At 63.3% G+C, this 25,499-nt stretch carries 23 protein-coding genes; 8 read left to right on the forward strand and 15 right to left on the reverse strand.

Annotated features, from left to right (window positions below):
- Window positions 1-215: 215 nt before the first annotated feature.
- Window positions 216-1,556: a GH1 family beta-glucosidase gene (locus tag ACSQ3S_RS31335; protein ID WP_436144813.1), complete on the forward strand. Its 1,341-nt coding sequence runs from the start codon at window positions 216-218 to the stop codon at window positions 1,554-1,556.
- 103 nt (window positions 1,557-1,659) lie between these two features.
- A complete protein-coding gene (locus tag ACSQ3S_RS31340; RefSeq protein ID WP_218088041.1) occupies window positions 1,660-3,036 on the forward strand; it encodes an MFS transporter in 1,377 nt (458 codons plus the stop codon).
- Between the two features lie 254 nt (window positions 3,037-3,290).
- On the opposite strand, the gene ACSQ3S_RS31345 is transcribed toward ACSQ3S_RS31340, so the two are convergent.
- Window positions 3,291-5,729 carry a TonB-dependent receptor gene (locus ACSQ3S_RS31345; RefSeq protein ID WP_436144814.1) on the reverse strand — a complete coding sequence of 813 codons (2,439 nt, stop codon included), beginning with the start codon at window positions 5,727-5,729 and terminating at the stop codon, window positions 3,291-3,293.
- Between the two features lie 243 nt (window positions 5,730-5,972).
- On the opposite strand from ACSQ3S_RS31345, the gene ACSQ3S_RS31350 reads away from it, so the two are divergent.
- Window positions 5,973-7,556 (forward strand): tryptophan halogenase family protein, encoded by a 1,584-nt coding sequence (locus tag ACSQ3S_RS31350; RefSeq protein WP_436144815.1) that lies wholly within the window; start codon window positions 5,973-5,975, stop codon window positions 7,554-7,556.
- A gap of 5 nt (window positions 7,557-7,561) precedes the next feature.
- Here the strand turns inward: ACSQ3S_RS31350 and ACSQ3S_RS31355 are convergent, their stop codons facing one another.
- Window positions 7,562-8,707 carry an MFS transporter gene (locus ACSQ3S_RS31355; protein WP_436144816.1) on the reverse strand — a complete coding sequence of 382 codons (1,146 nt, stop codon included), beginning with the start codon at window positions 8,705-8,707 and terminating at the stop codon, window positions 7,562-7,564.
- 157 nt (window positions 8,708-8,864) lie between these two features.
- Between ACSQ3S_RS31355 and ACSQ3S_RS31360 the strand changes: the two genes are divergently transcribed.
- A complete protein-coding gene (locus ACSQ3S_RS31360; RefSeq protein WP_436144817.1) occupies window positions 8,865-9,761 on the forward strand; it encodes a hypothetical protein in 897 nt (298 codons plus the stop codon).
- An 83-nt stretch (window positions 9,762-9,844) separates the two neighbouring features.
- Here ACSQ3S_RS31360 and ACSQ3S_RS31365 read toward each other — a convergent pair whose 3' ends face one another.
- On the reverse strand, window positions 9,845-10,849 hold the full coding sequence (locus tag ACSQ3S_RS31365; protein WP_436144818.1) for an alpha/beta fold hydrolase: 1,005 nt from the start codon (window positions 10,847-10,849) through the stop codon (window positions 9,845-9,847).
- Window positions 10,846-11,217 (reverse strand): GFA family protein, encoded by a 372-nt coding sequence (locus ACSQ3S_RS31370; RefSeq protein WP_176655686.1) that lies wholly within the window; start codon window positions 11,215-11,217, stop codon window positions 10,846-10,848. The genes ACSQ3S_RS31365 and ACSQ3S_RS31370 overlap by 4 nt, the downstream gene beginning before the upstream one ends.
- Window positions 11,218-11,365: 148 nt before the next feature.
- Here ACSQ3S_RS31370 and ACSQ3S_RS31375 point away from each other — a divergent pair, with 148 nt between their 5' ends.
- Entirely contained in the window at window positions 11,366-11,821 is a 456-nt protein-coding gene (locus ACSQ3S_RS31375) for a MarR family winged helix-turn-helix transcriptional regulator (RefSeq protein ID WP_176655687.1), read from the forward strand.
- Window positions 11,822-12,099: 278 nt separating this feature from the next.
- Complete coding sequence (locus ACSQ3S_RS31380) at window positions 12,100-12,384, forward strand: hypothetical protein (protein ID WP_436144819.1); 285 nt, start codon at window positions 12,100-12,102, stop codon at window positions 12,382-12,384.
- A gap of 247 nt (window positions 12,385-12,631) precedes the next feature.
- Here ACSQ3S_RS31380 and ACSQ3S_RS31385 read toward each other — a convergent pair whose 3' ends face one another.
- Entirely contained in the window at window positions 12,632-13,063 is a 432-nt protein-coding gene (locus ACSQ3S_RS31385) for a hypothetical protein (protein ID WP_436144820.1), read from the reverse strand.
- Window positions 13,064-13,126: 63 nt separating this feature from the next.
- Here ACSQ3S_RS31385 and ACSQ3S_RS31390 point away from each other — a divergent pair, with 63 nt between their 5' ends.
- Complete coding sequence (locus ACSQ3S_RS31390; RefSeq protein ID WP_436144821.1) at window positions 13,127-13,789, forward strand: SOS response-associated peptidase; 663 nt, start codon at window positions 13,127-13,129, stop codon at window positions 13,787-13,789.
- A gap of 11 nt (window positions 13,790-13,800) precedes the next feature.
- Window positions 13,801-14,010 (forward strand): hypothetical protein, encoded by a 210-nt coding sequence (locus ACSQ3S_RS31395; protein ID WP_436144822.1) that lies wholly within the window; start codon window positions 13,801-13,803, stop codon window positions 14,008-14,010.
- Window positions 14,011-14,026: 16 nt separating this feature from the next.
- On the opposite strand, the gene ACSQ3S_RS31400 is transcribed toward ACSQ3S_RS31395, so the two are convergent.
- The 10 genes from ACSQ3S_RS31400 to ACSQ3S_RS31445 all read right to left on the reverse strand — a co-directional run bounded on the left by ACSQ3S_RS31400 (window position 14,027) and on the right by ACSQ3S_RS31445 (window position 25,403).
- A complete protein-coding gene (locus ACSQ3S_RS31400; protein ID WP_436144823.1) occupies window positions 14,027-14,587 on the reverse strand; it encodes a hypothetical protein in 561 nt (186 codons plus the stop codon).
- Complete coding sequence (locus tag ACSQ3S_RS31405) at window positions 14,584-15,546, reverse strand: hypothetical protein (RefSeq protein ID WP_436144824.1); 963 nt, start codon at window positions 15,544-15,546, stop codon at window positions 14,584-14,586. Before ACSQ3S_RS31405 ends, ACSQ3S_RS31400 begins: the two co-directional genes overlap by 4 nt.
- Window positions 15,543-15,794, reverse strand: a complete 252-nt coding sequence (locus tag ACSQ3S_RS31410) for a hypothetical protein (RefSeq protein ID WP_436144825.1) — start codon at window positions 15,792-15,794, stop codon at window positions 15,543-15,545. The genes ACSQ3S_RS31405 and ACSQ3S_RS31410 overlap by 4 nt, the downstream gene beginning before the upstream one ends.
- On the reverse strand, window positions 15,787-15,978 hold the full coding sequence (locus ACSQ3S_RS31415) for a hypothetical protein (protein WP_436144826.1): 192 nt from the start codon (window positions 15,976-15,978) through the stop codon (window positions 15,787-15,789). The genes ACSQ3S_RS31410 and ACSQ3S_RS31415 overlap by 8 nt, the downstream gene beginning before the upstream one ends.
- Window positions 15,979-15,990: 12 nt before the next feature.
- Window positions 15,991-17,904 (reverse strand): hypothetical protein, encoded by a 1,914-nt coding sequence (locus ACSQ3S_RS31420; protein ID WP_436144827.1) that lies wholly within the window; start codon window positions 17,902-17,904, stop codon window positions 15,991-15,993.
- Window positions 17,904-18,824: a hypothetical protein gene (locus ACSQ3S_RS31425; RefSeq protein WP_436144828.1), complete on the reverse strand. Its 921-nt coding sequence runs from the start codon at window positions 18,822-18,824 to the stop codon at window positions 17,904-17,906. Before ACSQ3S_RS31425 ends, ACSQ3S_RS31420 begins: the two co-directional genes overlap by 1 nt.
- A complete protein-coding gene (locus tag ACSQ3S_RS31430) occupies window positions 18,821-23,935 on the reverse strand; it encodes a phage tail length tape measure family protein (RefSeq protein WP_436144829.1) in 5,115 nt (1,704 codons plus the stop codon). The genes ACSQ3S_RS31425 and ACSQ3S_RS31430 overlap by 4 nt, the downstream gene beginning before the upstream one ends.
- Window positions 23,936-23,937: 2 nt before the next feature.
- Window positions 23,938-24,186, reverse strand: a complete 249-nt coding sequence (locus ACSQ3S_RS31435) for a DUF1799 domain-containing protein (RefSeq protein WP_436144830.1) — start codon at window positions 24,184-24,186, stop codon at window positions 23,938-23,940.
- A 65-nt stretch (window positions 24,187-24,251) separates the two neighbouring features.
- A complete protein-coding gene (locus ACSQ3S_RS31440; RefSeq protein ID WP_436144831.1) occupies window positions 24,252-24,662 on the reverse strand; it encodes a phage tail assembly chaperone in 411 nt (136 codons plus the stop codon).
- Between the two features lie 96 nt (window positions 24,663-24,758).
- Window positions 24,759-25,403 (reverse strand): phage tail protein, encoded by a 645-nt coding sequence (locus tag ACSQ3S_RS31445; protein ID WP_436144832.1) that lies wholly within the window; start codon window positions 25,401-25,403, stop codon window positions 24,759-24,761.
- Window positions 25,404-25,499 lie beyond the last annotated feature (96 nt).

The raw sequence follows: 25,499 nt of genomic DNA on the forward strand, positions 1-25,499 counted from the left end.
CTTTAGGAGTATCGGAAGACATGGGATGAGGGATGGCTGAATATTGAGGCAGCATTATACAGCGGGACTGCGCAGTCGCCCCACGCCGGCTCCCGCTTCAGCAAAAGATTGACACCCCGTTTTAGTTGATGTCTAATCGAGAATGGAGGTGTGAAATCGTTTTCAAACGTCGCAATGCCTTCCCGCCCCGTCAATCCTGTTAAAACGATAAGAAAATGACCGATTTCACGCAATTCCCACCCTCGTTCACCTGGGGCGTTGCCACCAGCGCCTTCCAAATTGAAGGCGGCGCCACCGCCGACGGCAAGGGCCCATCAATCTGGGACACCTTCAGCCACACACCGGGCAAGGTCATCGACGGCAGCAACGGCGACGTCGCCTGCGACCATTACCACCGCTATCCGGAAGACGTGGCCATCATGTCCGGTCTGGGCGTGGACGCCTACCGCTTCTCGATGGCCTGGGCGCGCGTGCAGCCGCAGGGCAAAGGCGCCTGGAACGAAGCCGGTTTCGCCTTCTACGACAAGCTGCTGACCGAACTGGAAAGCAAGGGCATCGACGCCCACGTCACCTTGTACCACTGGGATCTGCCGCAGGGCCTGCAGGAAGACGGCGGCTGGCTGAACCGCGAAACCGCGTACCGCTTCGCCGAATATGCAGGCGAAGTGGCGCGCCGTTTCGGCAATCGCCTGAAAACGATTGCAACGCACAACGAGCCGTGGTGCACCGCCAACCTGGGCTACGGCAACGCGCAGTTCGCGCCCGGCGTGGCCGACCTGAAGCAGTCGATCCAGGTGTCGCACCACCTGCTGCTGTCGCATGGACTGGCGATGCAGGCGATGCGCGCCGTCGGCAGCTCGGCGCAGCTGGGCATCGTGCTCAACCAGTGGACCGCCGACCCGGCCACCGACAGCGCGGCCGACATCGCCGCCGCGGAGTTCGAATATGCGCGCTCGGTGCAGTGGTTCATGGATCCCATCTTCAAGGGCAAATATCCCGAGCTGGCGCTCAAGGTCCACGGCGACAACGCGCCGGAGATCCACGAGAACGACTTCAAGGACATCCAGCACAAGATCGACTTCCTCGGCGTGAACTACTACTTCCGCGCCTGGTGCAGCACCGAGACGCCGCCGCGCCAGCCGGAGTGCAAACTGGGCAAGACCGACATGGGCTGGGAAATCTACCCGGACGGCCTGACCGAGCTGCTGCTCAAGCTGAATGCAGAGTACGACCTGCCGCCGATCTACATCACCGAAAACGGCATGGCCAATCCGGACGTCATCGTCGACGGCGAGATCCCGGACGAGGCGCGCATCGATTTCGTCCAGCGCCACCTGAAGGCGCTGAACGACGCGCGCCTGCAGGGCGTCGACATCCAGGGCTACTTCCTGTGGAGTTTGCTCGACAACTTCGAATGGAACTCGGGCTACGCCAAGCGCTTCGGCATCGTCCACGTGGACTACGCGACGCAGAAGCGCACGCTGAAGCACAGCGCGCACTGGTACCGCGACTACCTGATCGCGCGGCGTCCGCAGCGCAGCGCGCACGCGGCTTAAGTTAGGCGCATCATCACCGCCGGCGTCCACGCCGGCGTTTTCCTTTCTACAGGCCGCAGAGCCTGGTGCTATAAACTCTGACGAGAACAACGAGGACGACACCATGCAAACCGCACCATCCGCCGTGCCGCAGGAGCAGCAAGCCGGCTCCGCATCGACGCAACCACCAGGCCAACCGCCGTCGCTGTTGCGCGCCATGTTCGCGCGCGGCACGCCGATGCTGTGGGTCCCCAGCGGCTACTTCGCCATGGCGCTGACCTACATGATGCTCACCAGCGTCACCTCCATCATGTTCAAGAACCTGGGCATGGACAACGGACAGGCCGCGCAGTACGCCAGCTACCTGATCCTGGCCTATACCATCAAGCCGCTGTTCGCGCCCTTCGTCGAAATGTACCGCACCAAGAAGTTCTTCGTGCTGTGCGCGCAGATGATCGTCGGCGTCGGCTTTGCCGGCGTGGCGCTGGCGATGTCGCTGCCCGACTACATGGTCATCATGGTGTTCCTGTTCGGGATACTGTCGCTGGTCGGCGCGACGCAGGACATCGCCTCCGACGGCGTCTACGTCACCTCGCTCGACAGCAAGACGCAGTCGCTGTTCTGCGGCATCCAGAGCCTGAGCTGGAATGTCGGTCCCATCGTCGCCTCCGGCGGCATGGTGTACCTGAGCGGCTGGCTGCATACGCACTACTTCCATCACCAGGCCGGCGTGTTCGGGCCGGAGTGGATCGATTCGTGGCGCATCATCTTCTTCATCGTTGCCGCCATCACCATCGTCACCGCGCTGTGGCACATGCGCGTGATGCCGGACGGCGCCAAGGCCGAGAACGCGCCGTCGTCGGTGGCCGAAGCGGCCTTCATCCTCAAGGATTCCTTCGTCACCTTCTTCCAGAAGCGCGACGTGTGGCTGATGGTGGCGTTTGCGTTCGTGTTCCGCCTCAGTATCGGCCTGCTGGAAAAGATAGGTCCCTTCTTCATGGTGGACCCGGTGGCCAAAGGCGGCCTGGGACTGTCGAACGAGATGCTGGGCCTGATCTACGGCACCTACGGCTTGATCGCAGTGCTGGTGGGATCCTTGCTGGGCGGGATATTCGTCGCCCGCCGCGGCCTGCCGGCCACCTTGTTCATCCTGTGCTGCGCGGTGAATATCCCGAACGTGACCTTCCTGCTGATGAGCATCTACCAGCCGCATGACCTGCTGATCATCAGCGCCGGCGTGGCGGTTGAAAAGTTCTTCTTCGGTTTCGGTTCGGTCGGTTTCATGATCTACCTGATGCAGCAGCTGGCGCCGGGCAAATACACGACCACGCACTACGCCTTCGGCACCGGCCTGATGGGCTTATGCATGATGGTGACCGGCGTCGTCAGCGGCCACCTGCAGCAGGCGCTGGGTTATGTGCACTACTTCTGGCTGGTGATGGCGGCGACGATTCCATCGTTCCTGGTCACCTGGTTCGCACCGTTCCATCACAAAGACTAAAACCAAACAACCAGGCATCACAAAGGGCCGGCGCCAAAAACGCCGGCCCTTTTTACATCCTAAAATCCGGGGTCAGATCCGACATTTGGACACGAGCTCTGCCGTAACGGCTGTTACGGCAGAGCTCGTGTCCAAATGTCGGATCTGACCCCGGATTTTAGGTGCAAAAAAAACCCTCGGCCCGGGAGAGGACGAGGGTTTGAAGACCACAAACAACACAGGACTTACATGAAACTCCGTGCTTACTGCTTAACTTAGAACGTCTTGCCGACGTTGACGCCGAAGGTGCGTGGAGGCAGATACTGTGCCTGCCAGGCGCCGTTCGCGCTCAGGGCGCTGGTCTTGATCTTCGCGTCTTCCGCATTGCGTACGAAGGCGTCGACATACCATTTCGAATCCGCATCGAAACGCAGACCCAGATCGGTGCGGGTGTACGACTTCTGCTGGTCCGGCGCCCCCAGGTTGAACACGCTCAGCCAGCTGGCGGTTTCGTAGTGAGCGCTGATGCGCGGTACCAGCGTGCCGCCGGCCAGCTGGAAGCTGTGCTGGTACATCACTTGCGCGCTGAACTTCGGCGAGTGCGGCATGGTGTTGCCGGTGACGTCCAGGCAGGTGCTGATGCCTGGCACCGAGCACGCCGGCAGCACGTAGTCGTTGCTGCCGCCGATCAGGTGGCCCAGCTCCGCGTGGGTGTAGGCGGCGGTGAACTGCACGCGGTCTTCCTTGGTGATCTTGGCGGCGATCTCGGTTTCCAGGCCCCAGATCTTCGCGCCTTCCGCATTGGTGGTCGCCAGGCCGCGCGAGCCGTCAGGATTGGTGATCGGTGCGCTGAACTGGAAGCCCTTGAACTTCTCGTAGTACGCCGCGTTGTTCATGCGTACCGCGCCGCCCAGGAAGGTGCTCTTCGAGCCGACTTCGTAGTTGGTCAGCGTCTCGGAACCGTAAGGCACGCCGCCGTCCTGCAGGCCGCCCGACTTGTAGCCGGTCGATACGCTGGCATAGACCATGTTGCTCTTGTCGATGTCGTAGTTGACGCGAATCAGGCCGGTCAGCTTGTGATCGTTGAACACGCCGTCGTTCTTCTGGTAGGTCGAGAAGCCCGACGATGGATCCAGCGGGTTGGTGCTCGGGCTCACCGGCACTTGCGGCGCGGTCGCGGCGCAGCAGCTGTTGTTGGTGCCGCCGATGTTCTTGCGCTCGTCCGAGGTGTAGCGCAGGCCGCCGGTCAGGTGCAGGCTGTCGGTCGCGTTCCACGTCGCCTGGCCGAACACCGCTTTCGAATCCACGGTTTCCTTAGGCTGGATGAAGGAACCCTGCCAACCCACGCTGCCCTGCTGGGTACCGTTCATGATCGGGATGTCGAAGCGGATGCCGTTGTCTTCGTTGGCGTAGTACAGGCCGAGCAGCCAGTCGACATCGCGCTTGCCGGTCGATTGGATTTCCAGTTCGTGGCTGTAGTTCTTGTACTTGGACCAGACGGTGTTGTCTTCCTGGTGGTTGCCGCCGCTGGTGAAGCTGGTCGGCACCACGGCGCCGCCGTCCTGGTCGTAGGTCGACGAACCGTTGAAGCGCGAGTAGCCGGCGATGTAGGCCAGGCTGATGTCCGGCGAGATCGCATAGTCGACACGGCTGCGCAGCGAGTTCGAATCGCGGTTGACGTTAGGCGCGGTGTCGATCAGCGCCGACCAGAACTCCTGGCCCGCGCGCGGCGTCTGCATCAGGTTCATGTTCGGCGTGCCGCGGTCGACGTAGTGCTCGTACGCGACGTTCCATTTCAGCGCAGCCGACGGTTGCCACAGGAAGCTCAGGCGGGCCGCGGTCTGGTCTTGCGCGCCGTATTTCTGGCCGTTGCGCACGAACAGGTTCTGGTTCAGCGGCTGGAAGGCCATCGGATTGCCCGGATGGGCCGTGTTCCAGGCGGCGATGACCGGATCGGCCGCCGCATGCTGGTCCGCCAGCGAGATGTTCGGGGGCGCCTGGTAGTCGACGTAGCCGTCGTGCTGCTCATGGACCACGGCAAAGCGCATCGCCATCGTGTCGTTGATCGGGATGTTGACGGCGCCGCGGGCGCCGAAGCGCGCGTAGCTGCCGTAGCCGCCTTCGAAGCTGCCGGAACTGCTGCCGATTTCCGGCTTCACGGTCTGCATGTTGACTGCGCCGACCGACGAGTTGCGGCCCCACAGCGTGCCTTGCGGTCCGCGCAGCACTTCGATCGCTTCCAGGTCGAACAGCAGCGCGGTCGCGCCTTCAGGACGCGGCGAGTAGATGCCGTCGACGAAGCTGGCCACTTCCGGGTCGGCGTATTCGGTCTTGGCGCTGTCGTTGCCGATGCCGCGCAAGGTCATCGTGATGACGCCGTGGTCGCCCTGCGAGGTGGCGGCGAAGCCTGGAACCAGGTTGACCACGTCCTGGATGGTCTGCACGTGGTTGTCATCCAGCGCGGCGGCATTGAGCGCGGTGACGGCGACCGGGGTCTTTTGCAGCGAGGTGGTGCGCTTGGTCGCGGTGACGTAGACCTCGGTGATGGAGGTGGAGTTCTTGTCGGCGGCAGCGGTGGCGGCGGCCGATTGTTCGGCTGCCTGGGCGGCCGGGGCATCGGCGGCGTAGACATTGGTGCCTGCCATCAGCGCGAGGATGGCCATCTGAATAGGGGAGCGCAGGCGCTTCCCGGACTGGGGTACGTGGGTATTCATAAGTCTCCTAAGCTGGCGATCGCGGCGTGTTGGCGATGCCACATTTATCGTGGAAAACGATTTCATGTTGTTTGAAAACGTTATCATTTTATCTGAAATCGTTTTCATTATTTGTGAAATCGTTTTCATGGTACATAATTAAAAACACGGATGTCAATTTAAAAATTGTAGCGTTGTTGTTTCATTGGCATTTCCATCAATGCCCAGGGGCAATAAATGCTATTTACGGAGGCGGAAGCGACCATGAAAACGTTACCAAATGTTGGCGTCAAAAACGTACTGATCGTTGGCGGCGGCACCGCCGGCTGGCTGACGGCCGCTTTTCTGGCCCGCACCCTGGGCACCGGCGCGGACGCCGACAGCGTGCGCGTCACGCTGGTGGAGTCGAAGGAGATCGGCATCATCGGCGTCGGCGAAGGCACCTTCCCCTCGATCCGCGGCACGCTGGCCGCCATCGGCATCGAGGAAGCACGCTTCGTCCGCGAATGCAACGCCACCTTCAAGCAGGGCATCAAGTTCACCGACTGGGTGCGCGAACCCGGCACGCCCGGCAACGACCACTACTTCCATCCATTCAGCCTGCCGAGCCAGCGGCCCGGCGGGCCCGAGCTGCTGCCCTACTGGCTGCAGGGCGCGGCCGCGCCGGGCGCCGGCTTTGCCGCCGCAGCCACCATGCAAAAGCGCGTGGCCGACGCCGCGCACGGGCCGAAGCGCTTCAACGACGCCGACTTCATGGGCCCTTTGAACTACGCCTACCATTTCGACGCCGGCAAATTCGCCACCCTGCTCAGCACCCACGCCCAATCGCTGGGCGTGCGGCATCTGCAGGCGACGGTGGATCGGGTGGAGCTGGACGAGCAAGGCGCCATCGGCGCCGTACACACGAAGGAAGCCGGCGCGCTGACGGCCGACCTGTACATCGACTGCACCGGCTTCCGCGCCGCGCTGATCGGCGAAGCGCTGGGCACGTCCTTCCGCAACATCAACGACACGCTGTTCGTCGACCGCGCGCTGGCGATGCAGGTGCCGTATGAGACGGCCGACGCGCCGATCCCGTCGTACACCATCGCCACCGCGCACGAGGCGGGATGGACCTGGGACATCGGCCTGCAGCAGCGGCGCGGGGTCGGCTACGTGTATTCGAGCCGCCACACCGACGACGCCAGCGCCGAGCAGGTGCTGCGCGACTACATCGGCAAGGCCAGCGAGGGACTGAATCCGCGCCAGCTCAAGCTGAACGTCGGCTACCGCGAGCAGCACTGGGTCAAGAACTGCGTGGCGGTCGGGCTGTCGGGAGGTTTCCTGGAGCCGCTGGAATCGTCCGGCATCGGCTTGATCGAAACGGCGGCATACCTGGTCAGCTACCTGTTCCCGCACAACGGCGACATGGCGCCGGTGGCCAAGACGTTCAACGAAATGATGAAGGCGCGCTACGAGCGCATCGTCGATTTCGTCAAGCTGCACTACTGCCTGACGCAGCGCAGGGACAACCAGTTCTGGATCGATAACGCCGACCCGGCCAGCATTCCGGAATCGCTGCGCGACAAGCTGTCCATGTGGCGCCGCCGTCCGCCGCACCGCATGGACTTCGTGGTGGACCTGGAGATGTATCCGCCGTCAAGCTGGCAGTATGTCCTGTACGGCATGGAGTTCCCGACCGAGCAATACGCCAACGCCTTGACGCTGCCGCGCTTCGACGAGGCGCGCAAGGAATTCCAGATGATCGAGCTGATGTCGCACCGCGCCGTCGCCGACCTGCCGACGCACCGCGCGCTGGTCGAGCACATGGTGCAGCGCGGCGAACGCGGTCAGCGCAAGACAGCCTGAGTCAGCTACGCCGGCTTGCTGGCGGCGCCCAGCCGGGCGCTGGCTGCGATCAGCAGCATGGCGCCGCCCAAGCCGGCAAAGGCCACGTTCAGGCTGAGGGCATGCGCCACGAAGCCTATCGCCGCCGGGCCGGCGAGGATGCCGGCGTAACCGAGCGTGGTGATGGCGCCGATCGCCAGGCTGGCCGGCATCGCGCTCTGGTTGCCGGCGGCGGTGAACAGGATCGGCACGATGTTCGACGCCCCCAGCCCGATCAACACAAAGCCCACCAGCGCCAGCGGCACCGTCGGCGCCAGCACCGCGCCGAAGAAGCCGGCGGCGCTGCATAGCCCGCCCAGCAGCAGCACGCGCTTGCCACCCAGCTTGCGCACCACGCGGTCGCCGGTCAGGCGGCCGGCGGTCATAGCAATCGCAAAGGCCGCGTAGCCCAGGCCGGCGCGGCTGGCATCGAGCCCCTGCGCAGCCGTCAACAGCAAGGCGCTCCAGTCGAGGATCGCGCCTTCGGCCAGGAAGCACAGGAAGCACAGCACGCCGATGAAGATCACCGCGCCGTGCGGCACCACGAACAGCGGCGCATCGCGCTCGGAGGCATCCGGTTCGTGCAGCAGATGCGGCGCGCACACCGCCAGCGACAAGGCCACCAGCACCGCGACCACCACGCTTGCCGGCACCGGACCCAGTCCCGCATACAGCATCGCCGCCATCAATCCCGCGCCGATAAAACCGCCGACGCTGAACAAGCCGTGAAAGCCGGACATCATCGACCCGCCGCTCTCGCGCTCGACGATCACGGCCTGCACGTTCATCGCCACGTCCAGCGTGCCGATGGCGGCGCCGAAGGCGAACAGCGTGCAGCCCAGCAGCAGCGGCGTCGGCGCGAAGGCCAGTCCCGGCAGCACCAGGCAGACCAGCGCGCCGGACACCAGCACCACGATGCGGCAGCCGAAGCGCGCCGCCAGCAGGCCGGTCGCCGGCATCGCCAGCAGCGAGCCGGCGCCGAGGCACAGCAGCAGCAGGCCCAGTTGCGCCTCGCCCAGCGCCAGCCGCGCCTTGGCGAACGGCACCAGCGGCGCCCAGGCCGACATGGCCAGGCCGGCGGCGAGAAAAGCGAGACGGGTAGACAGGCGCTGTTTGGGGCCGACGGTATTCATGCGTAGGACTTTCTGTGGATGAGCGGGATGGGATGCGCGGCCACAGTATAGACAAATATTCCGGGCAAAGCGCGCCGAATGTACGCGCACTAACATACCGCCCTTCCGGGTCGGGAGATGATCGGCTTCGCATCTACACCACAACAGAGGAGAAAAAATGATTACTCAACCATTGCATGCCGGCGTCGCAGTCGCCGGCGGGGAAACGGGCGACGGCTACGCATCCGGCGTCTCGTGGGGCGCCGTGTTCGCCGGCGCGGCAGCTGCGGCCGCACTGTCGTTCATCCTGCTGATACTGGGCATGGGCCTCGGCCTGTCGTCGGTATCGCCCTATCAGTACCACGCCGCGCCGATGGGCACCGCGACCATCGCCTGGATAGCCTTCGTACAGCTGGCCGCATCGGGCATCGGCGGCTATATGGCCGGCCGCCTGCGCGTCAAATGGGCCAGCATCCACGGCGACGAAGTGCACTTCCGCGACACCGCGCACGGCCTGCTGGCCTGGGCGGTGGCGACGCTGATCACCGTGGCCGTACTGGCCGGCGGCGCCCGCGCGGTGCTGAGCGGCGCGATCGACACCGGCTCCGCAGCGGCACCGGTCGCAGCCTCGGTCGTCGGCGCGGCCGCCACGCCGAACGGCCGTTCCAACACCTACTTCGCCGACATGCTGCTACGTTCGCCGAACGGCGACGTCGCCACCGACGCGCAGCGCAGCGAAATCAACCGCATCCTGATCACCGACCTCGCGGCCGGCAAGATCAGCGCGGATGACCGCAGCTACCTGGCGCAGCTGATCGCCAAGCGCACCGGCATGGCGCCGGCGGAAGCCGAACAACGTGTCGACGCGATCTACGCCCAGGCCGCCCAAGCCGCCAACGATGCCAAGGCCAAAGCGATGGCCGCCGCCGAAGAGGCACGCAAGGCAGCCGCCCATTCGGCGCTGTGGATGTTCGTCGCCCTGCTGCTGGGCGCCTTCATCGCCGCGCTGCTGGCCACCATCGGCGGCCGCAACCGCGACCATGCGCGCGTCATCGTACGCACCACCACCAACTAAGGGAGAATAAAAATGCGCTCAATCCTGCTTCTGTTACTTGGTATTCCACTCCCTATCGTCATCCTGATCGCGCTGTTCGTCCGTTAAAGACGGTCGACATCGATCACGGCCTGGGCAAACGCCTGCGGCGCTTCCTGCGGCAGGTTGTGGCCCACGCCCTTGATGACGCGGTGTTCGCGCTTGCCGGAAAAGCGCGAGGCATAAGCCTTGCCGTCCGTGGCCGGCGCGACGCCGTCGCTGTCGCCGTCCAGCGTGATTGTCGGCGCCGCGATCACCGGACCGGCGGCCAGCTTGCGCTCCAGCGCATCCAGATTCGGATCGCCTTCCGCGATGCTCAGGCGCCAGCGGTAGTTGTGGATCACGATGGCGATGTAGTCCGGGTTGTCCCACGAGGCCGCGCTGCGGTCGAAGGTGGCCTGGTCGAAGTTCCATAGCGGCGAGTTGGCTTTCCAGATCAGGTTGCCGAACTCGCGGCGGTTGGCCTGGTAGCCGGCTTGGCCGCGATCCGTGGCGAAGTAGAACTGGTACCACCAGCCATGTTCCACCTTCGGCGACAGCGGCAGCTTGTTGCGTTCGCGGTTGTTGATCAGATAGCCGTTCACCGACACCATCGCCTTGCAGCGTTCCGGCCACAACGCCGCGATGATGTTGGCTGTACGCGCGCCCCAGTCGTAGCCAGCCAGGATGGCCTTGTCGATCTTCAGCGCGTCCATCAGGGCGATGATGTCCAGCGCCACCGCCGCCTGCTGGCCATTGCGGAAAGTGGCATCCGACAGGAAGCGCGTGGTGCCATGGCCGCGCAGGTGCGGCACGATCACGCGATAGCCCTGCGCCGCCAGGATGGGCGCGACGTCGGCGAAGCTGTGGATGTCGTAAGGCCAGCCATGCAGCAGCAGCACCGGCTTGCCGTTGGCGGGACCGGCTTCGTAGTAGCCCACATCCAGCTCACCGGCGCGGATTTGCCGGATCGGCGCCAGCGCTTGCGGCACACCGGCGGCGCGCGCCAGCGAAACGAAAGGCAGTTCGGTGGCGGCCAGGCCGACTGCGGCCAAAGCGCCGGTCAGCAGATTGCGACGATAGGTATTCATGCATCCTCCACGACAGATAAACTTGCGCCGTCATTGACGCCGGCGTCCAGGGAATAAGGATCGACGCCTTCGAGGCAGCCGACGTTGACGCGCCACAGCAGCGGATCCTTGCGCGTTTGATGGAACGGGTAGATCCCGCAGTGCTTGCAGAAATAGTGCTTGGCCACGCGCGTGTTGAACTGGTACAGCGTCAGCGCATCCTCGCCCTGCACGATCTTCAGTTCGGCGGCCGCGAACGGCGGCGACATCAACGCGCCCTTGCGGCGGCACAGGCTGCAGTTGCAGCGCGCGGCCGGCGCGACGGCGGTACGGACTTCGAATTTCACGGCCCCGCAATGGCAGGAACCTTTCAGCAGCTCGGCGCTCATGGCGGCCTCCTCGGGTTTTGATGTTTTTAATCGCATCCGATGAAATCGGATAAGTCGAATAATATAGCAACCAAAAACAAAGTCAAGCAATTCCGATCAAATCGGATCCGATGTATAATATGCTCATAATTTCATCACGAGGACCATCATGACCACTCCCGCCAAAGCCGAGCCGCGCAAGCTGGCCGATTTCCTGTGTTTCGCCATTTACTCGACCAACCTGGCGTTCGGCCGCGCCTACCGCCCCATCCTCGACAAGCTGGGCCTGACCTACACGCAGTACATCGCCATCGTGGCGTTGTGGGAAGAGGATCACCAGACGGTGGGCGCGCTGGGCGAAAAGCTGTTCCTGGAATCGAACACGCTGACACCTATCCTGAAGAAGCTCGAAGCGATGGGCTATCTGCGCCGCGAGCGCGACCCGGGCGACGAGCGCCAGGTGCTGGTCAGCCTGACGGCGGCCGGCCGCGAGCTGCGCGAAAACGGCCTGAACATCGACCTGGTCCAGGCCTGCGGCCTGACGCCGGAAGAGTTCCCGCAAATGCGCAACGCCGTCAAGACGCTGCGCGACAACTTGATCAAGTCGACGGCGGACAAGGGTTGAGCAAGACCATCCGAGGGCTGATGGAGCGGGTGAAGGGAATCGAACCCTCGTCGTAAGCTTGGGAAGCAGTATAAAGAATCAAGCAACCAAGCGGGTTGCGCAGAGATTTCCCATCCCCAAACAATTCAAAAAGAGTACGATCTCCGCCCGGAGAATCGATCCGATTACGGCCTTTGGGGAGGGCGAAAAGTCGGGGCGAATTCGAAATTTGTGGTGCCTGAGAACGCCTGAAGTACAATCGGCCAGTGTCAAACAGACATATCTTAGAAGGAGTTCTTATGAGAAAGAAAGCCTCTTGGAAAAGCGAGCTCCCCACGCTTTTCGGTGCCGCGTACGGAGTTTATTTCGGCTTCAGTGGGGGTGCCTATGCTGGCTCGCCAGGGATACTCGAGACGACCTACTCGCTGTTCTCGGCCGGCTTCGGCGTCGCCAACCTTTGCGTGGTTATTACCAGCATTATTCTGATGAGGACGATGCGAGCGCATGAGAAAGTGCGGGCACAGGTTGATCGGTACGAAGCTCTAATAGCAGAGCGGGAAGCGGCAGATCGAGCGCCTGCTTAGAAGTCAGATGTTCTTAGTAAGAAAATACCTTAGTATTCAAGGTGTTACACTAAGCAGAATGGGTTATTCAATATGGAATAAGCGATCCGTAAGTGTTTGATTTATAAAAGTTCATGGGAAGCCAATAACACGCATGAGAAATTGCCAATAAAATATTCTTGTTTACTTTAATGCATCTCACCGTTGTAATGCAATGACGTCTCCGGATTAGCCGGAGCGCCAGATTGGAGGGATTGGCAATGTGACGTCAGGGTGCTGGCGGAACCTGGTCGGCGGCGGCCGGCTCGCAGTTCCGCGCATGGAAGATCGACTTGATCTGATCTTGCGGCGGATACATATCGATGATCTCTATAGTCCACTCCTGAAAATACACAGGCTGCCCCTTCTTGTCCCCCAGGCGCGCGTGCTGATAGCCGTGCCAAACCATCCCGCCAGAGTTCCAGCCCATGCATGCCGCGTCCCAAAGATGAGGCAGAAGCTCGGCGCCTGCTCGGTGAATGCCCCACTCCTCGATCGCGAGGCGAAGGTGTCCGCCGACGCGGAACAGGGTCACGGAGCCAAAAACCCCCGTGTCATTGGTGATATCTCGGTCCGGCCGGCGTACGCCGCGATGGCGAAATTGAACTATTTTACTGTACATGCATACAGTATAATCGCCGAACTGGAAAAGCGCTATCATTGTATATTCATACTACTTCGGACGATTACCATGTGCGTCAACTTCCGCCCGCCAGACCCGGACATGCTCGAATCCGTCATGGGCGTCATCATCGACCTGCACGATACCGGCTTCTGGAAGACCGAGACCTGGAAGGACTACAGCGCGCCGATCGTTCGCCGTGGCGCCGACGGCCGCGAGGGAGTGCTGGCCAGCTACGGGATGGTGCCGCGCAAGCACATCCCTCCCGGGGTGCGGCCGTTCGACACCATGAACGCGCGCGCCGAGACCGTCGGCCAGCTGCGCTCGTTCTCCGGAGCCTGGAAGCGGACGCAGCTGTGCCTGGTCCCGATGACGGCCTTCTATGAGCCGTGCTACGAGAGTGGCAAGTCGGTACGGTGGGGAATTGGGATGGCGGACCAGTCGATGTTCGCGGTGGCCGGCCTGTGGCGGGAGTGGGAAAGCGATGCGGGGAAAGAGGCGTCGTTCACGCAGTTGACGATGAACGCCGACGAGCACCCGCTGATGCGCCGCTTCCACAAGCCGGGCGACGAGAAGCGCGCGCTGGTGATCGTGCCTCAGGCGGAATGGGACGACTGGCTTGAATGCACGGATCCGGAGCGGGCACGCAGCTTCCTGCGGCCCTACCCGGTGGAGCTGATGACGTCGTGGGAATATCCGGTACCGCCGCGCGCGAAGAAGACGGCCGCGCCGGCGCCGGCCGGGACATTGGACTTGGGATTTTAATGGAGGTGAGGATGGGAGTGAATTTGCCGAAGAACGGCGATATCGTGCAGCAGCGCGGCCGGCCTGAAGGACCGGCGATGCTGGTTGCCGGCGAGGCGCTGGGCGAGCATCATGACTGGGAGGGCGTCCGGAACGGCGTCTACTGCACCTGGACGGAGAACGGCGAGGATCGATTCGAGGTCTTCAATGCGAAAGACCTGGTCGTGGTTTGGCAGAGCTAGCTTGCTCCGGCCTTACTTACTCGGCATTGCAGCTGGCGCGGGCGGCGTCGAACCGGTCGAGGACGGAGTTGTAGTCCCGCACAAGCTGTCCATAGTCGCCTGCGAAGTCGAGAACAGCTGCAGCAGCTTGCGGCAGGAGGTAGGCTCGCGCCGCTGGCGCAGTGTCGGCTCCAGCGGCGGCACCTTCGGCCGCTCCGCCTTCAGGAAGCGCACGGCCGGATCCGCCGGTGGTGTCGATTGACAGGCGCTCATCGCCGGCAAGAGCAGCAGCAACAGCAATACGTTTCGCAAATTCATGATCAGTCCGTTCTTTCTGCTGGCGGTCGGCCAACTGGTCAAATTTCAGCTGCAGCGCGGCGGTCTCCGCATGCGCCTTCTTGGTCTCGGCGCCAGCCTCACGATCGGCCGCCGCCTTGATTCCGGCTTCTGCTGCCACCCACTCTGCTTTCACGCGCGCGGCGCCGGCGGCGTCGCCTTTCGCGATCAGGTGGGCGTCGTACGAGCCCTTCGCCACCACCAGCGCGCACAGCAGAGCCGCAGCGGCCAGCGCCTTCCACCACCAGGGTATGAGGCTCACAGCGCCGCCCACGCGCGCATGTACTTTGCCGGCCGAACCTGGATGACGTTCCGGGCATGATCGCGGTTGATGTCGCACGCTGAACGGCCGCCGTACAGCGCCTGACGCGACTTGAGGCAGTGCTGGTCGACATGGCCAAACCACTGTCCCGCATCGCAGCCCGCCGTGAGAGAACATGCGCGGCGCTCCTGCTGCACGCAGCCAGCGCCGCCGTTGTATGCTGCATCGCCGAAGGCTAGCGCCGCCGGCGCCGTGCGGAATGGCCGGTAGGCATCGCGACTCATCAAGACGATGGCGCGCAGCTGAAGGTCCGGCCGGCTATACGCGGTATCCCAGGTCCAGCCGGCCAGCTCGGCGCCGTACTGCGCGCGTAGGCCGGCCAGCGAGTCGAACCGCAGCGAGCCGTCGGCGCGCCAGGCCCGGGTGATCTGCCCCATGCCGGCCCCCTCTTCCCGCGCCGACTTCAACCGGGCAGCCGGGTTCCAACAGCTGCGCGACTTGAGGCTGGCGCACGATTCCTGCTCGACCAGGCTGGCCAGCAGAACAGGATCCGGATGATCCGGCCACAGCCGCTGTTGCTCGGCCTTCAGCACCGGCAGGTACTTGACGGCCCCGGCCGGCAGCTCTCCTGCATGTGCCCGCGGCGCGAACACCATCAGCAGTCCGACCAAGACGATGGCGATGGCAATCAGCGCCAGCCCGGCGCCGGTAGAATCCTCACCAGCACGCCGGAACAGGCGGCGCATGTCGGCCTCCGGGTAGTCCATCAGCGCCTTGCGGGCCCAGTGCGATGCGGCCACCGCCCATACAGCCTGGATCAGCGCCACGCCGCCCAGCAGCGTGGACAGTCCACCGTCCGGATCGCAGGCCAGCGAAATCGCGGTGGCCAACACGGCGCCGCCCAGCAGGAACAGCGAGCGATGCCGTGGCGCGCCGAGCAGGAATTTCGGGATTTTCATTTGAAACCTTTCAGCGACCCGTAGGCCGCAATGCTGATCAATGCGATGATGATTGCCTTCCAGGCGACACCCCAGATGCCGCGACCGAGGTCACCGTAGAATCGTTCGGTCATGCGCTTTTCCATCTGGTCCACGATGGCCTGGACATCACTGTCGGTGAGATTGCGTTCTTCTGGCATGGCGCCCTTTCGTTGTGATGTAGAAAACCCGTCATCGCGGGTCTGTGGTTGTTCTTGCGGGCTATTCATCCGCCTCATCAGGCGGCGCTTCCACGCGCCAAGTGCTGCCCTCGGGGTAGATTTCAGATGGCAAAGTAGGCAGCACGTCGATGCAAAAATTGATCGAGGCCAAGATGGTGCGGAAGACAGTTCCGCCTGCATCGAGCAGCTCTATGCGGCGCGGTTCGTCGGGGTCGAGGTCGGGGTAGTCCATGGAATTGATCCCTTAGTAAAGAATGATCACGAAGGAGATGCCGCCGGCCATCCCTGGCACAGTGGCGGCACCAAACGCCGCAGCGCCGCCGGAACCGGCGCCCCAACCCGGAAGCCCCGGGACAAGTGATGCTCCGGAAGACGCGCAGGCAATCCCGCCGGTTCCAGCCAGATTACCGGCCGCGTTGTTGCCATTTGAGGTTGAGCCAGCACTACCGCCACCGGCTCCAGAGGAGGCACCAGCGCCGTCACCGATAAGATTGATGGGGGTGATATTCAACCCAGGACTGCCGGCGCCGTTTGCGCCCGTCGTCGTCGTCGAAGCGGTGACCGATGGGCTCGCGGTCCTGGAGCCGCCACCACCGGATACCGCGCTGGTGCCAGCGGTCAGGGTGACGTTGCCGCTATTTCCACCAACCCCAGCGCCGCCTGAAGCGGCCTGCGACGGGTTGGTCAACGTGCCGGTCATGCTGACGTTGCCGCTGTTGTACATCACGCTTTGCCATGAAACGCTGCCGCCGCCCGTCGCCTGGACGTTTGTATTCGATGGGCCGGTGCCAGTTTGCGAGTTGATTCCGCAACTCCCGGATCCACCGCCTTGGTAATTGAAATCACCCCCGCTTGCGGTACCGCCGGTGGCGCCGAGCAGCACCGACGTCGTGCTCTGCGAATACGTACCTCCATTGCCGCCGTTGCAGCTAAGGCTCACGCCAGCCCCCGTAAATGTCGAGGTCGAGCCGGCATTCCCATTGGAAGTATTGCCGGTTGGCGCGGCACCAGGGGCGCCAGCCAGGAACGTATAGGCCGCACCGGCGACTGCGTCAAAATCCTTGATGGCCGTGCCGCCTGCAGCGCCACCGGTGGCGCTCACCGTCACCCCGGAGCCGGATGCGGCACTGACGATGCCACCGGAGCCGCCCGGGCCCTGCAGGTAGGCGCGATGAGGACCAGTTATTTTCGCGGTGAACGTACCGGATGTCAGCAGCAATTCGGCGCGCGTAAATAGCAGCGACGATACGGCACGGCCGCTGCCGCGCTTGATGGTGGCGTGAAAGGTCGAGATCGTATCAGCCACGATCTCGACCTCGTCGCCGCTCAGCACAACCCGCGTGCCGCCACGTACCACCAGGTTGGAGCTGTTGGTGATGCTGAAGTCGGCTTGCGCAATGAGCGTGCGGCGCGCGCCAGCCTGTGGCGCGTTGGGGAAGCCAGTCACGGTCGTCGTCGACGTGATCGACACGTAATTCCCACCGGCGCCCCAGATGTCCGGCGTGGCGCTTGACGCCGGCGCCGTTCCCTTCAGCTCATTAATCGCGCCGGCGGCATTGCCGGCGGCATTGCCGGGTCCCTGTGCGCCCTGCGCGCCGACTACCGAAATGTTCCAGCTGGTCGGCGTGCCAGAGCCGCCGGTCAGCGTGGAATTGATGACCAGCGAGGTTCCGCCGTAGCTCGACACGGTGCCATTGACAAAATTGGCGGCATTGGTGCTATCAGTCGCCTGAATCGGCGTATTTGCCACCCACTGCTTCCCAGCCTGTGTGACGTACGTCTTCGCGCCTGTGCCGATGAGCACCGAGGAACTGCTCGTTCCGACCAGCTGAATAGCTTGGGCGGCGGTGGCGCTCGCGGCCGACGCCAGTTCGCTGGCGTGCGCGTTGGCCTCGCTGGTTGCGGCCGCGTTCTTGCTGTTGGTTGCAGAGGCGGCTGCGGCGCCAGCGGCCGCGGCGCTACCATCGGCAGCCGTCGCACTGTTGAGGGCCTCCGTTGCATTGTGCGCGACGTTGTCGGCCACGGCGCCGATCTGCGCCGGCGACGTTTCCCACCAGGTGACGAGACTGTCGACCCGGTCCGAGAAGGTATCGGGGTCGCCTCGCTGAGCAGCCGGCAACGGTGCCGGATCGATTGTCGGAGGAGTGATGATGGCCATTAAATGAGTCCTTCCACGGATACCGAGACTTCGCTGGTTTCGGAGGTTTTATAGGTGACCTTGCCGCTGACAAGGCCGAAGATGTTGAGGCCGGAGTAATCCGGGTTGTCGCTGCAAGACACCATGCAGGGCGTGTCGATCGCCCCCTGCAGTGCCTCTTGTACTTGCCGAGCCTCGCGTGAATCGATCACAGCGCTGGCGGTCATGTCCGTGGCGGCCTTACCCTTCTTGATGGTGGTCTTGCCATACTTGTCGGTGGCCACATAGGAATAGGTCTTGGGCTTCGCTTCGGCGCCCTGCTGCGTCCGGCCAAGGCGCTGGATGAGGCCCACGGCCAGCACGCCGCACTTCACGGTCGAGCCGGTCGCGCCGCTGATCGTGACGGTTAGCTCCATCAAGTTGTAGGCGGGAATTTCCGATACGATTTTGCTGCGCAGGAATGAGAACGGGTCGAATGCCCACTGGTAGTAGTCCGATGGCTTCGAGGACTCCAGCGAGCCGGAATAGGTGAAGATGACGGTGCCGCCTGGCGCATTTTTTACCGAAATACTCAAGTGCAGCGCGTCCAGGCCGCCGAGGTATATCGTGTTGAAATTCCCTGGTTTGATGACGACGGTCATGCTGGTGGTCGCGGCACTCTGCGTGCTGACCTCGTTATCGAACATCGCCCACCGGTTGGTCGGGCCGACATCGAGCCAGTAGACGATGGTGCCGAACTGGTTAATCGGGTCGTCCGGATCGTGGTTGATATTCCCGGCGATCTGGCTTTCATAGATACGGTGGCTCTTGATGCAGCGCGCAGCCAGCGCATATGTGGTGGCAGCGCTATACGCCGTGTAATCGTTCTCTACAATCGTGCTGCTGGTTAGCACCGAATCCGTGATTTCGCTCGGAACGAGCAAGCTCAGCTTATTGCTCATACGGCCACCGTCTTCAGGGGCTGACCCTTCTGGGCCGCATCGAGCACTGCGGCGGCGGTGTCGGAGCTGGACGCGATGCTGTTCAACGTGGCCTGCTGCGCTTCGATCATTCCGTTCAGGCGCTGGATCTCCTGCAGTAACGTTGTGCTGTTCTGCGCCGGGTCGGAGATACGCCCCATCAGCGCGCTGACCTGATCAACGCCAGCGGCCTGGATCGGCATGCTGCTTTGCGCTTGCGGCGGTGCACTGACCAATGGGTGCAATCCCTGGTATTCGCTGCTCTTCAGGAAGTCGGCGCGAATGCTCTCCAGGCTGACGCCGGAGGACAGCGCGTTCTCCCAGAACTTCAAACCGTCGGCGTCGCTGTGGCGGCCCAGCAACGTGGTGTACAGGCTCTCGATCTGGGTCTCGACGTTATCCTGGGCTGTCGGATTACCCTTGAGATTTCCAACGGCGGCGCCGAATGATGCCAATGCGGCGCTCACGCTCTTCACCGAGTTATCGATTCCCTTCAGGGCGTCGAGCTGAGTGGTCTGCACGGCCAGCGTCTGGTCCAGCACATTGAGTTGATCTTGCGTACCTTGCTGCAGCTGCTGCAGCTGGTCTTCGCCGCTCTTCTGGATGGCGTCGATCGCATCGCTCAGCCGCTTCGCGCTCAGCTCCGCGAAGTCCACCTGGTCGCCGGCCGTGTCCTTTAGTGAGGCGATGATATTGTTCGTCCTGGCCTGGTCGCGCGCATAGTCCTCGAAAGTGCCGAACAGGCGGCTATCGGACTGACTGGTGATGGTCGATAGCGCCTCCGTGAGGGCCTTGTTATCGGCTAGGTTCCCCGGGTTTGCGGCGGCGGTGCCGAGCACCGTCTGCGCAGCCAGGCGGCGACCAAGGGTGGCGGCGTCCGATTCGATCTTGGTCGAGCCAAGTGCGGAGTCGAGCGCGCCGAATACCGTTTGCAGCGCCTGCACCTGGGTTTGCGCCGCCTGCAGGCTTTTCTGGGCGCTGTCTACCGACGCCTGGGTCGCCTTTCGGATCGCATCTGACTGGCTGGTGTAGGCCGCATTGATCCGATCCTTCTCGGCGGCGATCGACTTGGTCAAGCCGCTTAGCGCATCGTCGGCCACCGATACCAGTGCGTCGTAGGCCTTCTTGGCGTCCTGCGTCGCGTAGATCTGTGCTTGCGTTATACGTGCCTGATCGGACAATAATGCGGCCAGCGCGTCGGCACGCTGCGCGGCTAGGGCGCCCTCTGCATTACCAAGCGCCTCCATCCGCTGGATATCGAGCGAGCGCTGCTCCTTCTGCTGGTCCGCGAGATTGCTAACGGCCTGCGCGGTGGCGTCGATCTGCGGATGCACCTGCGCGAACGCATCCTGCACGTCGAGCAGCGCGGCGAAGGTCTTTTGACCGTTCTCGGTCGTCAGGTCCAGCGACTGCACCAGCGCCTTAAACTGGTCACGCGTCTGCGGGATCGTGCTCAGTCCCATCGACGCCAGCGCGGCATCGAGCGCCTTGCTCACCGGCGCCAGGCGCTCGGCATCGGTGAGGTAGTTCTGTGCGAACGACGCCGTCTGGCTCGACAGCTGATCCAAGCCGCCAACCAGCGTTACCAGGTTCTTGCGCGTCTCCTCGGAGGCCAGCCCGACGGCGCCGAAGGCTTGCAGGCCGGTCTTTCCCAGTACCGACGCTACGGCGTTGGTAGCAGTGAACTCGTCGGCGACGCGCTTGAGCGCGGCCGAAGCCAGCTCGGTGGGCTGGCGCAGCGCCGCGATGTCCTGCAGCGTGACCTTGACGCCGAACAGCGACTCGCCGGACTGGTCCAGCGCCTGGCGGTACTGCAAAATCGATTCGGCCTCGGTGGCCAGCGCCTGGCTGGTGCCATTGAAACTTTCCACCAGCTTGTCGAGGCCGGGGTCGACCGCGCCAAGGATCGCCTCGATACGGTCTTTGAACACCTTGTCCAGAGCACCGTTGGCATTTTGGTCGCTGCCCTCGGCGCCGGTCTGCACAGTCGTCTTCACGGACGTCAGCGCGCCGGTGACGTCGGCCTTCTCGGTGGTGGTCAGGAAACTGGCCAGCGCGTCGTCGGTCTGCGAGACGGTCTTGATGAAGCTCTGTACCTGGTCGGATTCCGCCTTCGACCAGAAGGTCTGCGTGACTCCGAAGGTGCCCAGGGCCGACATGCCAGATCCAGCGATGTACGCATCGCTCTTACCTTCGTTGCCGCGCTGATTGATCGAGATGTTGCCGGCTGTGTTGTTCGAGCCGAAAGTCAAGCTGGTATTCGATTCAGGGCCGCTGCCATCGAAGACACCCAGGTAGCTGGCGATAGCCGCGGCGCCAAGCGCGGCCCAGCCCCAAACGGGTATGGCTGCCAACGCGGCGGTCACCGACGCGCCTGCCGTCAACCCTCCCGCGACTGCGGTCTCGCCAGCCGCGGCGTATGCCGCAGCCGCCTCCGCCGTGGCCGTACCACCCGACAGGCCGGCGCCGAATGCTGAGACAGCGGACGAGCCAAATAGATTGCCGGCAGCGGTAATGGACGCGCCGGCGCCGCTGGTCAGCTTGTAGATGTTCAGGGCGTTGGCGACGTTGCCGATGACGCCCGGGGTGCCGGCGGTAGCGGCAGTGCCATTGCCCGCCACGGCAGCGGCGGCGCCGGCAGCGTTGCTGAGGTAATCAGCGGTGACCTGCGCCTTGACGTTGATGATGAACTGCTTGATCGTCAGCTGGTACAGCGCATCGGCGAACCCGGACTTCAGGCTGTCGGTGATGCGCTCGCGGACGGCCTTGCCACCCTTGTCGATATTCTCGAAGGCGGACTGGGCGGCGCTGTCGATCGAATCCCAGAACTTATTGTAGGCCTCGACATCGGCGGCCTTGCGCCCCCCCTCGATCTGGGCCTGGTTGAGCTCACGCATGCGCTGGGCGGCTTTCCGCAGGGACTCCGCCTCATCTTCGCGGCCGACAATGGTGTCGAGGATTTCAGCCTTGTTTTCGAGGCGTACAGCCTTTTCTTCGGTCAGCCGGGTATTGAGGACCTCCAGCTGCTTGGCGGTCAGGCCGATCGCAGCATTCTGGTCACTTTGCGCCTGAATTTGCTGCTCGATAGCCGCAACGTCAGCAAGCCGCGTGTCGTAGAGCGCGGCGTAGGACTCCGCGATGTCGCGGTAATTCTTGACATCCAATACGAACAGGTCGGCCTCTGTCTGCTTCCGGCGGGTGGCTATCTGCTGATCCTTCAGCGCGATCTGACCTTTCAGATCCGCAAGTTTCTGCTGCTGGGCGAACTGCCCATCAATGCTCACCGTCTCTTTTGCCGTATCTGCTAATGTTTGCTGCAACGTAGCCTTTTGAATTGCCAAGAGCTTTTCATCGGCGGCGGCCACATCCTGGATGTAGGCGGCCTTTTGGTCCAGGGACCTGTTCAATCCAGCATCATTGTTCGCCTGGATCGGGATGAGCTCGCGCTTCGCCTGCTCCTCCTGCACAGCGCCAAGGCGCAGCACGGCCGCGATCTGGCCTTCGATCGACTGGTTGAAGTAATCGGCATAGGTGGACCGGATAGCCTTGATGCGGTCCTGGATTCGCTGCTCGGTTACAGCCGGATCCTCTCCACGCTGTGCGGCCTGCTGCCCAAGGTTCCGCGCAGCGGCGATGTCCCGCTCCAGCTGCTGCTTACGGGTGAGGTACTTCTCGCTCTGCTGGTCGAACTGGATGGCGGCGTCACGGCTCTTCGTGTCTTCAGCAGCGTACTGCGCCTGCATGGCGCCGACCTTCTTGATGTTTTCCAAGCGGTCAACCTGCCGCTGGCGCTCCGCCACATCGGAATCCTTTTCGTCCGCCGTTCCGCCGGCAAACGAATACCGGGCGAGCTGCGCCTTCGCCAGCGCATCTTGGGCTTTCTTGATCTTTTCGTCGATCGTGTCCTCGCGGCCGACGTTGAGCATAAAGTCCCATGCGCTCTTCGCGGCGCTGCCTGTGGCGTTCCAGGCTTTCTCCAAGCCCCCAAGTGAATCGGCGACCTGCTTGTTCTTCGAATCCATCGCATCGGCATATGCGACCTGCGCCACCTTGGCGGCCGTCGCCGTATTGCCTTGCTGCTCCAGCGCTTTGATCTGCTTATAGGTTGCCAGCGTCAGGTAGTTGTACTGGTCGTTGAGCTTGAGTGTGGCCTGCAGCGGGTCCTTGCCTAGGTCGGCGAAGTTCTTCACCGTGTCCTCGACGGCGATCCCGAGCAGCTTCTGCGACTGGATGGCGGTGATGGAGGCGCGCTGCAGCTGCTCGACGCCGACCTTGCCGGTGCCCACCAGCTGCGCCAGCGCTTCGGCATTGGCGCCCTGCGTGCCGGCAACCTCCGACGCCTGCTTGGCCATGCTAGAAAGCTGGCTGGTGGTGACCCCGGCGGCGTTGCCGGTCAGGATGATGGACTTGCGATAGGCATCGGCCTCCTTGCTGCCCTGGTTGTAAGCCACGCCCAGAACCACCACAGCAGCCGCAGCAACCGTCAGCGGGCTGACCAAGCTGACCAGGTAGCCACCCAGCGCGCGGGCCGCGCCGCCGGCCGAGCCGAACATGTCGCGCAGCTGGCCGCCCTGCTGCAAGAGGACGGTCAGGGGCTGCTGCCCGCCCTGGATCGACGTGACGATGTCGGTGAGCTGGGCCGGCACCTGACGCAACGAAGCGGCCAGCGCAGCAGCGGACTGCGCGTTGCTCTGGAAAGCGCTCCCACCGCGCAGCGCGGCCTGTGCGGCGGCATCCTGCCGCGCGCGCACCTGGTCTAGCTGGTCGAGGTAGGGACGCAGGGCGTTGACGTTGGCGCCGCGCTGGTTGGCCAGTGCCTCGAAGTAGGATCGCGTGTTGCGCTCGCCCGCTTCGGCAGCGGCTGTAACCCGCTGAATGCTGTTTTGGATCGAGCGCGTGGACGTGTCAACGCGGCCAGCCGCGGCGCCGGCGCCGGCGCCGATATCGTCGATGGCGGCGGCGCCGGTGCGGCCCAAGGTGCTGAGACTGCGGCCGGCGCGCTGTACGGTCGCCTCCATCTGGTTCAAACCAGCATCGACGCCGCTCGAATCTACTGCCAGCCCGATTGACGCGGTACCGATTTGATCAGACATGTTTAGTTCTCCTGTTGCTGCTTACGCATCGCCGCGAGTGCCGCAGCTTCCATGACCATCAGGTCGTCCATGCGGCGCTCGTATTCATCCGGGGCCAGCTTTTCCCGGTCCAGCTTGTGGTGGGCGACGTTGTAGTCGTAGCCGGTGGCGCCACCGAACGCCACGCGCCACTGGCTGGCCATGTAGCGAAACAGGCCCCACACCGGCCAGTTTTCTTCGAAGACTTCCACCGCCGCGACATCGGATGGCAAAAGCCCCCAGGACGCTAGCGATTCCGCTGATGCTGGGGGCGTGTAGTAATCCGTCGCGACGGCTTCTAGTTTTTTGTGCGGACCTCGGCAACTGCCTTCTGATAGGCCATCTGGATGTCGTTGAGCGCGCCGGGGAATTCATCCTCCAGCTGCTGCAACTTGTCGGCCGTGAATGCGTCCACCAAGTCCCAGCCGCTGGCGATCTGCAGTACGTTCTCAGCGCTTTGCTTGGTGCTCTCCAGATATGCGACCTCGACGCTGACTGGCCCTTTCGGCACCGCGTCAGCAGCGGCGGTGACTTCTGCCGCGGCATCGACCATGGTCTGCGCCGCCATACGCTCGTCCAGCAACTTGGCGAAGTCGCGGCGGGTGCGGTAGATGTAGGTGATGGTGAGAATATCCGTTGCACCATCCAGCTTGATGATGGGGACTTCCTTGGTGAAGTGCTTGGGGTTGCTGCCCAATTTGATAGCCATGATGTTTTCTCGATATAAGTGGGTGAAAAAAGACAGCCGGGAAGCGATCCCGGCTGTTGAAACCCGGATCGTCCCGGGCATGACACTGGGGTGGGCTTAGGTCGCGTAGCGGACCGGTTTGCCCTGCAGGGCGAAACCGCCCTTGCACTGCATGACGTTGCCCTTGGACATCGTCGGCGTCTCGTCGAAGGCAACGATGCCGTTGTAGAACAGGAAGCCGCCCTGCGGCAGCGCTGCGCGCAGGCCGGTGACGACGCGGCTCAGCGCGGCCGCCTTCATCGCGGCGTAGCCTGGCAGCGTCGGATCGTCGGCGATGTTGATCGCCAGCGACTGCGCCGAGGTGGTGGTGGGGATCTGGCGATCGTAGTTATCCTCGAGGAAAGAATAGGTCTGGTACTGCGGATCGCCGCCGGAGCTGGTCAGGTCCATCACCTGCTGGATTTGGGTCCAGGTGTTGATCTTGCGGATCGAGCCGGCGCCGCTGCCGGCCGGGAACAGCGTGGTGCTGGTGGTGTCGAAGCCTTCCAGCACCAGGTTGGTGCCGGTGGGCGACTTGACGCGGAACAGGCGCAGGTTGGCGTTCGACCAGCCCGAGGTGTATTCGACGATGTCGCCGAGCGCGAGGGCGTTGGTGGCGGTCAGCACGCATTCGGCCGCGTTGCTGGCGGCGGTGACGGTGATCGCGGAGGCATACGCTGTAGCGAGCGCCAGGATGATGCCATTAGGGAGTGAGACAGCCATGAGATAGATCCTTTCGATGGGCGAAAAAATAGCCGCTCGAGGCGGCTGGTTGATGGCACCCGTGAAGGGCCAGAAAGCAAAAGGCCCGCTTGCGCG

Origin of the sequence: Duganella sp. LjRoot269 (genome assembly GCF_964254095.1) — a bacterium.
GTDB classification, from domain to species: Bacteria; Pseudomonadota; Gammaproteobacteria; order Burkholderiales; family Burkholderiaceae_D; genus Rugamonas; species Rugamonas hordei.